The organism is Acinetobacter sp. YH12108 (assembly GCF_013419055.1).
Lineage (GTDB): Bacteria > Pseudomonadota > Gammaproteobacteria > Pseudomonadales > Moraxellaceae > Acinetobacter.
In genome coordinates this window covers 99,371-110,901 of the sequence record NZ_VPAW01000010.1, presented here as the reverse complement: position 1 = coordinate 110,901, position 11,531 = coordinate 99,371, and the positions used below count along the sequence as shown (strand labels likewise).

At 43.9% G+C, this 11,531-nt stretch carries 10 protein-coding genes, 1 rRNA gene and 1 pseudogene; 6 read left to right on the top strand and 6 right to left on the bottom strand.

What is annotated here, in order from left to right:
* The 5 genes and pseudogenes from rrf to FTU46_RS16835 all read left to right on the top strand — a co-directional run.
* Window positions 1–102: ribosomal RNA gene (gene rrf, locus FTU46_RS08585) — 5S ribosomal RNA — on the top strand; the annotation flags it as partial.
* A gap of 495 nt (window positions 103–597) precedes the next feature.
* On the top strand, window positions 598–1,617 hold the full coding sequence (locus tag FTU46_RS08580; RefSeq protein WP_180104745.1) for a hypothetical protein: 1,020 nt from the start codon (window positions 598–600) through the stop codon (window positions 1,615–1,617).
* Window positions 1,618–1,635: 18 nt separating this feature from the next.
* Window positions 1,636–2,058, top strand: coding sequence for a GGDEF domain-containing protein (locus FTU46_RS08575; protein WP_373683615.1), 423 nt, complete (start codon window positions 1,636–1,638; stop codon window positions 2,056–2,058).
* 143 nt (window positions 2,059–2,201) lie between these two features.
* Window positions 2,202–3,359, top strand: coding sequence for a PQQ-dependent sugar dehydrogenase (locus FTU46_RS08570; protein ID WP_180104744.1), 1,158 nt, complete (start codon window positions 2,202–2,204; stop codon window positions 3,357–3,359).
* A 376-nt stretch (window positions 3,360–3,735) separates the two neighbouring features.
* Window positions 3,736–4,131: pseudogene (locus FTU46_RS16835) on the top strand (tautomerase family protein).
* 254 nt (window positions 4,132–4,385) lie between these two features.
* On the opposite strand, the gene FTU46_RS08560 reads toward FTU46_RS16835, so the two are convergent.
* The 5 genes from FTU46_RS08560 to ribF form a co-directional block, all read right to left on the bottom strand.
* The gene (locus tag FTU46_RS08560) at window positions 4,386–4,928 is read right to left on the bottom strand and encodes an NADPH-dependent FMN reductase (RefSeq protein WP_005232867.1); all 543 of its coding nucleotides are present in this window, start codon (window positions 4,926–4,928) and stop codon (window positions 4,386–4,388) included.
* Between the two features lie 133 nt (window positions 4,929–5,061).
* Entirely contained in the window at window positions 5,062–5,544 is a 483-nt protein-coding gene (locus FTU46_RS08555) for a peptidylprolyl isomerase (protein WP_180104743.1), read from the bottom strand.
* The gene (lspA, locus tag FTU46_RS08550) at window positions 5,537–6,076 is read right to left on the bottom strand and encodes a signal peptidase II (RefSeq protein ID WP_004781354.1); all 540 of its coding nucleotides are present in this window, start codon (window positions 6,074–6,076) and stop codon (window positions 5,537–5,539) included. The genes FTU46_RS08555 and lspA overlap by 8 nt, the downstream gene beginning before the upstream one ends.
* Window positions 6,069–8,915 (bottom strand): isoleucine--tRNA ligase, encoded by a 2,847-nt coding sequence (gene ileS / locus FTU46_RS08545; protein ID WP_180104742.1) that lies wholly within the window; start codon window positions 8,913–8,915, stop codon window positions 6,069–6,071. The genes lspA and ileS overlap by 8 nt, the downstream gene beginning before the upstream one ends.
* A 64-nt stretch (window positions 8,916–8,979) precedes the next feature.
* Window positions 8,980–9,981, bottom strand: coding sequence for a bifunctional riboflavin kinase/FAD synthetase (gene ribF, locus FTU46_RS08540; RefSeq protein ID WP_034705207.1), 1,002 nt, complete (start codon window positions 9,979–9,981; stop codon window positions 8,980–8,982).
* Between the two features lie 255 nt (window positions 9,982–10,236).
* Here ribF and FTU46_RS08535 point away from each other — a divergent pair, with 255 nt between their 5' ends.
* Entirely contained in the window at window positions 10,237–10,800 is a 564-nt protein-coding gene (locus tag FTU46_RS08535) for a 5'-nucleosidase (protein ID WP_180011126.1), read from the top strand.
* A gap of 72 nt (window positions 10,801–10,872) precedes the next feature.
* On the opposite strand, the gene FTU46_RS08530 is transcribed toward FTU46_RS08535, so the two are convergent.
* Window positions 10,873–11,496 (bottom strand): TetR/AcrR family transcriptional regulator, encoded by a 624-nt coding sequence (locus FTU46_RS08530; protein ID WP_005232857.1) that lies wholly within the window; start codon window positions 11,494–11,496, stop codon window positions 10,873–10,875.
* Between the last annotated feature and the right edge of the window lie 35 nt (window positions 11,497–11,531).

Below are 11,531 nucleotides of genomic sequence, written 5' to 3'. Positions count from 1 at the left end.
GCAAGAGTGAACCACCTGATCCCTTCCCGAACTCAGAAGTGAAACCTCTTAGCGCTGATGGTAGTGTGGGGTCTCCCATGTGAGAGTAAGTCATCGCCAGCTCATTATTCCAAAAGCCCTCTGCTCATGCAGGGGGCTTTTTTTATGCGTGGGTTTTTAGGAAAAGAAGTAAATAACCTCCTAATCATGCCTAAATAATAATGTTATACTACTCGTGTAAATATTTTTTATTCTCTGAGTCATATGCAGCAGATTCTCATAAACACATTTGTGTTGATATGGCTCAGTTTGATTTCTCCACAGCTATACGCTGTAACAGAATTAAATTTTGATCATCATCAGTATGTCAAACTCGATGGAGAATGGGATTTCTACCCCAATCAGCTGATTGATCCCACTTCTGGGCAGTGACCATCTCAGTTAACTTCCTCTAATCAGACTCTTGCTGTTGAAAAAGTTCATTTACCTAATTCTTTCCTGACCTTAACAGGTCATAAAGACCATATTGGAACTTTTCAAAAAGCCTTCAGGCTGCCTGAATCAGTCATCAATCATGCGGTTTATATTTATGTGCCTTATCAGTATGGGGCTTATCGCATGTATGTCGATGATCATCTCCTGATAGAAGTAGGGCAGGTAGGCATACATGGTCAGCATCAGACCATGATGGCGCCAAAGTTGGCTTCTTTCTTTCCCTCACAGCGGGAAGTGACGATTACCATTCAGGCTTCAAGTTATCACCATATCCGTGGCGGGCTGGAAAACAGCATGTTTATTGGCTTTAACCAGCCTATTCTGGATAAGTTTTATGATCAGGTGATTCCTTTAAGTGTGATCAGTGGCGTTCTGCTGATGATTGGCTGCTTTATGGTGTTCTTTGCAGTATTTCGCAGCCTTAAAACGCAAGCAGGTAATTTGCTGCTGTTTCTAGGGTTATTTATTCTGTGCTTGAGCCTGCGTAGCTTCTTTGCAGTTCCATTTATTTATACTTTATTCACGAATATTTCCTGGGTATGGGGCACACGATTTGAGTATTTACTGACTGAATTAGCGACTCTGTTCTTCCTGATTTATATCTATTTATTACCTTATCGACTGTTAAATCCTTATTTATTAAAAGTCACAGCTTTGTTAATTAGTATCAATGTGGCTGTGACTCTGTTTACGCTGCCTTATATCTTCCAGAGCTTCTTTTTCCAGAGCTTTAGTATTGCAGTACTGGTCTTTATTAATCTGCTTTATGGCGCTTACCGCATGCACAAATCGCATGTGCGTTATTCCAAGATCAATTCTATTGCGGTGGTGCTGATCTGCCTGACCTTCCTGCATGACTATTTACTTGCTTTAAAGGTGATAGATTCAGTTGAAATTGCATTTTATACCTCCTGTGCCTATTTTATTTTAATTACCTTTCAGCTCAGCCGTGATTATGCGGTGCAAAGTATTAATACCGAGTTGTTAAATAAGCAGCTTTTGCGCCTGAATAAAGAACTTGATCAGAAGGTTCAGGACCGTACGCGTGATATCACCTTGCTCAATGAGAAACTCGCGCAGCAGGTGAGGCTGGATTCGTTGACAGGTGCCTATAATCGCTTTGCCTTAAATGAACAGCTTTAGCAGCAATATGAATATGCAATCGTAAATCAGACTTCGCTGGCTGTTTATATGATCGATGTAGATTATTTTAAAAACTATAATGACTATTATGGCCATCTCAAAGGTGACTATATTTTAAAAACACTGGTTCAAACTATTCAGCAAATATTGCCTGAAAATGGCTTTCTGGCACGTTATGGTGGTGAGGAATTTGCCGTTTTACTGGCAGATATTTCCTGGCAGGAAGCCAAAGCTTTTGCCGAGCAACTTTGTGAGGTCATTCGTCAGCTCAATTTGGAACATGCCAATCGTAGGGATGACAAGACCTGGATCAGTATCAGTGTTGGGGCAGCGATTATGGATGCTGAACATATCTATAGAAATGTTGCCCGTTTACTGAAAACAGCCGATCAGCAGTTGTATCAGGCGAAAATTCTTCGCGATTCAGCCTGTATTAAATAATAAAAAACTCAATCAATGCATCAGCTATCTTATTGAGATTATGTTATATCCGCTTACGATTCCTTTACTTTTTTATTATTTTAGCCGCTGTCTGGAATGCTAAATTGGTACTTATCTGAATGAAATTAGCATGAAGAATAACAATGAAACAGACTAAAATAGCAGCGATTTTATTATTAGGCTTGGGTTTCTATAGCCTGACTGCCTGTGCCCAAGACAAGACTTCATCACCGGCAGCTGGACAATCCGCTGCCAAAACCACACAGCAAGCCTATAAAGTTGAAGAATTTGCACAGTTGAATGAGCCATGGGCACTGACTGAGTTACCAGATCAGCGTTTACTGATTACCGAAAGATCAGGAAAATTGAAATTATTTAATCCAGCCAATCGCAGCACCCAAACTGTTCAGGGTATTCCTCAAGTGGCCTATGGCGGACAAGGTGGCTTAGGCGATATCGCACTCCATCCTGACTTTGCCAAGAATCAGTGGGTTTATCTCAGTTATGCCGAACAGGGACAGGGTGGTTATGGTGCAGTCGTGGTTCGTGGCAAGCTCGATCTCACCAAGAGCACGCCACAGCTTACTCAGATCAAAAAAATCTGGACTCAGGTACCGAAATTTTCTTCAGGACAGGGCCATTATGGGCACCGGATTATCTTTGGCTCGGATAACAAACTCTGGATCAGTTCGGGTGAACGTCAGCAATTCAATCCAGCTCAAGACATGAAATCCAATGCCGGCAAGATTATTCGTCTGAATGACGATGGTTCAATTCCTTCCGACAATCCATTCATGAACCAAGGTGAAATTGCTAAACAGGTCTGGAGTCTGGGACACCGTAATCCTCTCGGTTTGGCATTTGATCCACAAGGGCAACTTTGGGTGATTGAAATGGGTCCTAAAGGCGGTGATGAGCTGAATAAAGTGATGAAAGGCAAAAATTATGGCTATCCGATCGTCTCCAATGGGGATCATTATGATGGCAAGCCGATTCCGGATCACAGCACCCGACCAGAGTTCAAAGCACCAGCACTAGATTGGACTCCAGTAATTTCTCCTTCAGACTTGCTGTTCTATACTGGCAATAGCTTTCCTCAATGGAAAAATAAAGCTATAGCTACAGGTCTTTCTTCTCAGGCAATGATTGTAATTGATACTACTCAAAGCCCTGTTAAAGAAATACAGCGACTGGATATGAAAGAGCGGATTCGTGGTGCGATTCAGGCCAAAGATGGCTCACTCTGGGTGATTGAAGATGGTCCAAAAGCCAAGTTGCTTAATATGATCGCATCTCAGTAAAAAGCTAAATAGTTAATATCAGAATGAAAGAAAAAGGCCCCAACTCCTGTGAGGGCCTTTTCAAATTTAGCTCAGATACCTTTCCTCCGGTATCAATCAGCATCCTGCCGATGTTTTATTCTTGTTTTTGCAAGACTTCCTGTCTTGGTATGTACTCAATATAGCCTGAGTCAGAAAGACCGAGTAGAGGCATTGACCGCATCTGCTGTAGGCCAGAGGCGACAAGGTCACTTGAAAATATTTATCCGATTAAATCCTAAGTTATCAGGATAACTTTGCGATATGGTAGAGATAGAAGACCTTATTGAAGCTCATCTCTCTATTTAATAAAAAAATATTTAAAAGAATTCAATAAAATAATAAAAAGGAGAAGCACATGCCTACCGTTCAAATTGAAGTCCGGCAACAGTATTCTCAGGCTGATGAAAAGCAGTTACTCGACAGCGTATTTCAAGGTGTGAAAAATGCCTTTCAACTGCCTGACCATGACCGTAATATCCGGCTGGTGGTACATGAAGCCCATCGTTTTCAGTATATGACTCATCTGGCCCAGCCTGAATATTTTACCTAGATCAGTATTGACTGCTTCGCTGGCCGAAGTCTGGAGACCAAGCGCAAACTGTATCAACACAGTGTAGAAAGCTTGGGAAAACTGGGCATTCCGTCTGACCATATCCTGATTCATCTGCAGGAAAGTCCATTGGAAAACTGGGGAATCCGAGGCGGACAAGCAGCCTGTGATGTCAATTTAGGCTTTAATGTAGAGATCTGACCTTTTTAGAAAAATACCAGATTTTAAATACAAAAAAGCCCCAACATCCTGTTGAGGCTTTTCTGGATTTGCTTTTCAGATCTGACTCCTGTCTGACCTGTCAACGTCCTGTTACTCTGCGCTTTTTATTGTTGTTGTATCGCTTTGCAGACTTCCTGTCTGTCTATGAATGAAACTATAGCCTTGAACTGAAAGTGAGAATAGCCGACAAATTCTGCGCTGCCTGTAGGCTAAAGCGCACATCGCTGTCGTCCTCAGGCACTGACATACTGGATCAGCTTATCCACGACATCTCTGAGTGTTTTATTGTCGAATTCATTCCCTTCAAAGCTGTAGTCTTTATTGCGACTAAAAATGTCCCGCAGCTCTACAATCGCATTGGTATCCACCATACCGAGCTGAGTGCCGACCTGGCGGATCTGGTCAATGGAACGTGAGCCGTTGGTGACACCATAACCGATATAAGCTGCCGGTTTGCCTTGCCATTCCTTGGCCAGATAATCCAGGGCATTCTTTAATGCTGGGCTATAGCCATGGTTATATTCAGGACTGATAAAAATAAATGCATCCGCAAGAGCAATAAAGTCGGCCCATTCCTGCTGTTTCGGCTGATCATAAATACCGGTCAATGGGGGATGAGAACCAGCAAAAAGCGGAAGGTCCCATTCTTTTAAGTCGACAAGTTCGGTTTCAAGCGTGCTAAAACCATATTTTTTAATTTCCTGTAGTACCCAATGTGCGACCTTAATTGCTGTACGTCCTTCACGCACACTGCCAACCACAATATAAATTTTCATATCTTTCCCTTTCTTATCGTATTCTCATCAAATTAAATTAATCAGATTTATTAATAGAGACTAGAGAGGATTTGTATCCAGAAACTAAAAAAGCTCCCGAAGGAGCTCTTTTAAATCATGTGATTAGCCGATATTACATCAGCCTCACGCCTTGCTGGCCAGCCGGAGTGACTTTGAAGATTTCGACTTCAAAGGTGATATTTTTACCTGCAAGCGGATGATTAAAGTCCACTTCGGTAATATCATCATTTACGGATCTTACTACGCCATACAAAGTCGATTTGGCCTTGTCTTCAAACTCGATCATGTGACCTTCGATCGGACGTTCGCCAAATTTCACCGTATCAAATTTTTGAACATTTTCAGGATTCCACGGACCAAAAGCTTCTTCGGGTGGAAGGCTGACAGTACGACGGTCACCAGCACGCAAGCCCATTAAGGCTTTTTCAAAACCTGGTAATAGGTTGCCATCACCAATGGTCAGGCTTACCGGTTCTTCACGGCTACGGGTATTGTCAATTTCTACGCCACTTTCGATCGCGACAGAAAAATGAAGCTCGACTTTAGAGCCGTCTTCAACACGAGTTTCCTCGTTAGGATTAATAAAATCAGTCATGTTGCGCCTGTGCACGTTGAATTCGGTGTTTTTCCAGGAAAAACGTATCAATCAGCAGCAGAATCGTACCTAAAGTAATGGCACTATCCGCAATATTAAAAGCAGGGAAGTGGCTGTTCTGATAATAGACATGAATAAAGTCAACCACATAACCCAAAGAAATGCGATCAATCAGGTTACCAATAGCACCACCCAGAATCAGGGCAACCGCTAATGGTAATACTTTCATGCTCTTTGGCATACGCATCAGCCAGAACACGAAAACCACAGACACTAAGCCTGCAAGAGAGGTAAAGAAATAACGTTGCCAGCCACCGGCATCGGACAAGAAACTAAAGGCAGCGCCATAGTTATGTAACAGTGTCCAATTTAAAAAGGGCAGGACGGGCACCGGATCTGCATATTCCAGATGTGTTACCGCAATCCATTTGGTCCATTGATCTAGAATGATCGCCAGAATAGCCAGTCCGATCCACCACAAATTGTGAGGATAGAACTGGAACAGACCCTTTTTCTGCTGTGGGTTAGGCATATTTTCTCTCTTCACCTTGGCCGCTCGGGAGGTTAATAATACAACGACCGCATAGTCCTGGATGTGAGGCATGTGTATTCACATCAGGAAGTACATGCCAGCAGCGTACACATTTCTCGCCATCTGCCGCAGATACTTTCACGTGTAGGCCTTCAAGTTCAGCGTCATTGCCTTGAGCAGCATCAAATGGATTCACGATTACCTGAGAAGTGATCAAAACGAAACGCAGCTCATCACCCAGACGGTCTAGAACAGCTTTCAGTTCATCATTGGCCCACAGCTCAACTTTGGCAGACAGGTTTGAACCCACCAGTTTCTCGTTACGCGCATTTTCAATGTGCTTGTTCACCGCAGATTTCACTGTAATCAGGGTTTGCCAGTCTGCTTCAGACAACAGGTTTGCCTGTGCTGAAACTGGAATATCGTACCATTCAGCAGTGAACACATATTTCTCGCTTTGACCTGGAATTAGTGGCCATGCTTCTTGAGCGGTGAAGCTCAGGATTGGTGCCATCCAGCGAACAAAGGCTTGTACCAGATGATACAGCGCAGTTTGCGCAGAATGACGTGCCTGCGAGTCTGCTTTAGTGGTGTACTGACGGTCTTTGATGATGTCTAAGTAGAAACCACCGAGGTCGTTAATACAGAAATTGGTCAAGGCATTGGTCACGATATGGAAGTTCATATCTTCATATGCTTTCTTGATGGTTTCCTGTACATCATTGGCGCGTTGCAGGATGTATTGATCCAGTGCAATCAGTTGATCTACAGGTAGGGCATCAGTTGCCGGATTGAAGCCATTCAGGTTTGCCAGCAAGAAACGCAAAGTATTACGGATACGACGGTAACCATCTGATGCACGGTTAAAGATTTCTTTACCTGCGGTCATTTCATAACGGTAATCTGCTGAGGCGATCCAGAAACGCAGGCCGTCTGCACCCATGTTCTTGATAATGTCTTGCGGAGTAATAATATTACCCAGCGATTTCGACATCTTGCGACCTTTCTCATCAACCACGAAACCGTGAGTCAGCAGACCTTTATATGGCGCACGTTGATTGATTGCCATAGAGGTCAATAATGAAGACTGGAACCAGCCACGGTGTTGGTCAGAGCCTTCAAGATACAGATCAGCCGGATCGGTCAATTCTTCACGGTCACGCAGCACTGCATAGTGGGTTGTACCAGAGTCAAACCATACGTCTAAGGTATCGCGAACCGCGTTGTAATGCTCAGCATCATCACCAATGAAGTCTTTCGCTTCACGGTTATACCAGGCATCAATACCTTCCTGTTCGATCAGTTTAGCCACTTCTTCGATCAGTTCAGGTGTACGAGGATGCAGTTCATTGGTGTCTTTATGCACGAAGAATGGGATTGGCACACCCCAGGTACGTTGACGTGAGATACACCAGTCCGGACGGCCTTCAATCATCGCCTGAATACGGTTTTTACCCCAATCCGGTACGAAGCTGATGTCATTTTCAATGGCATTCAATGCGCCTTGACGCAGACCTTTTTCATCCATGCTGATGAACCATTGTGGGGTCGCACGGAAGATGATTGGAGTTTTATGACGCCAGCAGTGCGGGTAGCTATGCTTGATAGGCTTATGTGCCCATAGCTTGTTAGCTTCGCCAAGTGCCGCAATAATTTGGGGATTGGCCTTGTAGATGTGCTCGCCTGCAAATAGTGGTGAAGTCGGTAAATACACACCATTACCACCTACAGGATTATCTACTTTCAGGTTATACAGCAGACCAACTTTATAATCGTCCACACCGTGGCCAGGTGCAGTATGTACAGCACCAGTACCGCTGGTTGCAATAACGTGTTCACCCAGAATCACTGGCACTTGACGCTCAGCGATTAAAGGATGTTGTAGTACCAGATTCTCAAGTTTCGCACCGGCAAAATCGGCAATCACTTCAACCGCGTTAAAGCCATAACGTTCAGTCGCAGATTCAACCAGATCTTTGGCCAGGATAAAGTTTTGCGCCGCTTTATCTTCACCACGTGCAACAACCAATTGGTATTCAATTTCAGCGTGCAGAGCAACCGCCTGATTCGCAGGCAGGGTCCAAGGCGTAGTCGTCCAGATCACGATATCGGTTGAGTCTTTAACTTCAACACCTAAACGTGCAGACAGATCCGCCAGATCCACCACGGTGAAACCCACGTCAATCGCGTCTGACTTTTTATCTTCATATTCAACTTCAGCTTCAGCCAGTGCTGAACCACAGTCCAGACACCAGTTCACCGGTTTAAGACCTGGCTGGATATGGCCATTTTTCGCGATTTCACCGAGTGAACGCACGATGTTGGCTTCCTGCTTGAAGTTCATGGTGAGGTAAGGATTGCTCCAGTCACCAAACACGCCCATACGGATGAAGTCTTTTTTCTGTAGCTCCACCTGACTCAATGCATATTCGCGGCAAGCTTTACGGAAAGTAGGCGCATCCACTTTAACGCCGACCTTACCGACTTTTTCTTCAACTTTCAGTTCAATTGGAAGACCGTGACAATCCCAGCCTGGCACATAAGGCGCATCAAAGCCGTCCATGATGCGGCTTTTAATGATGATGTCTTTAAGTACCTTGTTGACTGCATGACCTAAGTGAATCTGGCCATTGGCATATGGAGGGCCATCATGAAGCACGTATTTTTTCTTGCCAATTCGCGATGCACGAATCTGCTGATAAATGTCATCGGCATACCACTCTTCTAACCATTTCGCTTCACGTACTGCCAGATTTGCTTTCATTGCAAAGTCAGTACCTGGGAGGTTCAGCGTGGCTTTATAATCCACTGCATTTTCAGGAGTTTGCTTATCGCTCATGCAAGTTGTCTTCCAATTTAATCAGTCATTAGACTGACACGTTTTACAATAAAAATACGGGACATTAAAAGGGAAATGTGGGGTGTTTTCGACGAAACTCAAGCAGTTTCTCAACATCATCATCAATTCCGGCCTTTAACGCTTCAAGCGAAGGATAATCTTTTTCGCCATGCAGATAATTCAAGAAGGTTACCCGCATTAACAGGCCATACAGATTAGCAGAAACATCAGGAAAATGTACTTCTAATCGCCATTCCGGATGAGTCTGTTTGATCGCAGGGCGGGTACCTACATGACCGGCACCAAACAGGCTGCCCTGATCATAGCCGGCAATACCCGGCTGTTCAGGATTTTCTTGCTGAACCTTGGCGCTGAGTGATCCGGTTTCACAGACGACTTCAACCCCATAAATACCCTGCAGACAGGGTCTATGCCGGTTTAACCGGACATTAATGGTCGGGAAATCAATGGTACGACCAATCTGGTCGCCGTATTGCACCCGGCCGGTAATACTATAAGGACGTCCCAGTAATTTGGCTGCCAGAGCCAGGTCACCCGCTTGCAGAGTCTGACGGATGCGGGTAGAACTGACCCGTTCACCATCCAAGGCAATGGTATGCAGGTTGGTAACCTTAAATCCGTAGTCTCGCAGGAATTCACTATTACCTTGACGGTTTTTACCAAAGTGAAAATCATCCCCCAAGACCAGATGCGCTGCATTCAGTTTATCTTTCAGAATGTCGGCAAAGGCTTCGGCACTCAGGCTACGAAAATGATGATCAAACTTGGCGACCGCAATATAGTCCACACCCAGTTCGCTTAAATATTCCACTTTTTCACGCAAAGAGGAAATACGCGGCGGTGCTTCATAACCTTTAAAAAATTCAAGCGGTTGTGGCTCGAAAATCATCACAACAGTTTTTAGTTGCTCAGCTTCTGCAACAGCTTTTAACTGTTTGATCATGGCCTGATGACCCAGATGCACGCCGTCAAAATTACCAATCGTAACGGCGGTTTTTGGCAATTCAGAATGTGACGCTAAAGCATTGAGACGGAGCAGCTGCATAGGCGAAATCAGGGAATTGAAAAATAGGAAAGGCTATATATTGCCATAATCTCAACGATTCGTCTTGTTGTTGTGTTTTTATGCAAAAAAATTATTGAAAAATCACGAAACCCATCAAGAAGAAAGTGTGCCATCCAAGAATCTTCTGCGGTTATTTAAGTGAAAGATCTGCAAAACAGAAATCTAAAAACCCGCTTTTCATTGCCTGGATTTTGCTTTCTAATGTCACGGTTTTCTCAGTATCGAGTAGTTTGCATGTCAGATTCGGCACTCATTATGGCATTGGCCAGTGAATCCAAAGGTTTGTTCGAAGCAGAAGGTGTAGAAGTCCACTATAGTGGCATCGGCAAGGTGAATGCTGCTTTTAAGGCTTTTGAAGTGATTCAGAAAACTCGCTGTAAGACCCTGATTAATCTGGGCACCGCAGGCAGTTCCCATTTCAAGGCGCATGAACTGGTCGAAGTTAAGCGTTTTGTGCAACGTGATATGGATGTTTCACCCTTGGGGTTTGACGTCGGCATTACCCCGATGGATAATCATTTGCCGGGTGCAATTGATCTGGAACCGTTCTTTGCCCATTTACCGAAAGGGGTTTGTGGAACAGGGGACAGCTTTGAAATAGACTTACCAAAAGTGGCTTGTCAGCTGGTGGATATGGAAGGCTATGCGCTGGCCAAGGTATGCAGAAAATTGGATGTGCGCCTGATTTCAGTCAAATATATTACTGACGGTGCAGATGATAGCGCTCACTTGGACTGGGAAGAGAATCTGCTGCTGGGTGCGCAGAAATTATTGAATTTATATCGAACGTTAAAATAATAATAAAGGGTGAGAGAAGGGGTCGGCGACCATAAAATTTATGGTCGTATGCCAAATAATTTTTGCGTTGACCTATTTTTCTTGTGTACGCGGAAGTACGCCGTACAGCATCATATGTACAGTATGCTGGATAATCCGTTGTTGCATGCTGCGGTTACGTAAGGTCTTGCCTGTTACCATTTCCATCTGAGTCGCGAAATCTGCATAGTTCTGGGTTACCGCCCAGATATTCAGAATCAGCAGTTCAGGATCGATATCTTTAGAAATCTTGCCTTGTTCCTGCCAGTTTGAAATCACTTTGGCTTTACGCTTGACCAGTTTTTTCAATGGACCTTTTAAGATTTCTAAAATGTGCGGCGCACCCTGAATCACTTCCAGAGCGAACAGGCGTGAAGCTTTAGGCTGGGTACGCGATACTTCAATTTTTTGCATCAAATAATTGGTAATCGCTTCTTCAGGCTCAAGATCAGCTTCTAGCATTTGTAAAGGTGCCAGCCATTTTTGTAGAACGGTCGTTAAAACCTCTACATAGAGCGCCTCTTTATTTTCGTAATAATAGAAAATATTCGACTTATGCATTTCTGCAATTTGCGCGATCTCATCTAAACTCGCCCCATTAAAACCGTATAGGGAAAAAACATCGAGTGCAGCATTCAGCAGCTGGTTGCGTTTTTGAGTACTCTTTTTTTGTTCCATCAGCAAATATTAAAAACAATTAAAAAGGGAATTTT